This is a genomic window from Pseudomonas sp. EL_65y_Pfl1_R83 (genome assembly GCF_963970695.1).
Classification (GTDB): domain Bacteria; phylum Pseudomonadota; class Gammaproteobacteria; order Pseudomonadales; family Pseudomonadaceae; genus Aquipseudomonas; species Aquipseudomonas tritici.
The window spans coordinates 1-491 of record NZ_CAXAQI010000307.1 but is presented as its reverse complement, the minus strand read 5'-3'; the positions used below and the strand labels follow the sequence as shown (position 1 = coordinate 491).

At 58.5% G+C, this 491-nt stretch carries 1 tRNA gene; it reads right to left on the bottom strand.

Annotation, left to right across the window (positions count from 1 at the left end):
• Positions 1-227 precede the first annotated feature (227 nt).
• Positions 228-304: transfer RNA gene (locus AACY08_RS29025), tRNA-Met, on the bottom strand.
• Positions 305-491: the final 187 nt, after the last annotated feature.

Genomic DNA, 491 nt, shown 5'->3' with positions numbered 1-491 from the left:
CCGCGCTCCTGCGCGACAACGACGGTCGGTCTCTGGTTGCTGCTGGATGAAAGACGGGGGTCACGTCAATTACCCCCCAAAATACCCCCAAATGCAAAACGACGTAGTGGCATTCCGCGGGATCCGGTGAGCGGATTTGGCGCCCCGCGACTCGGGCGTAAGCCCCAGAAAAAAGGCACAAAAAAACCGCCTCGGGGTTTCCTGAGACGGTTTGGTATATGTGAGTTTGGTTGCGGGGACAGGATTTGAACCTGTGACCTTCAGGTTATGAGCCTGACGAGCTACCGGGCTGCTCCACCCCGCGTTGGCTGCGTGGCTTTGGGTGCCGTGGCAGCGAAGGAATATGTGGTGTGTTTTGGCTGGCGTGAGTTGTTGCGGGTTTTTGCCGGCGATTGGTTTGTTGCGTGTGTTTGAAGACCTGGCGGCGACCGACTTTCCCGTGCCTTGAGGCACAGTATCATGGGCGCTGGGGGTTTTCACGGCCGAGTTCG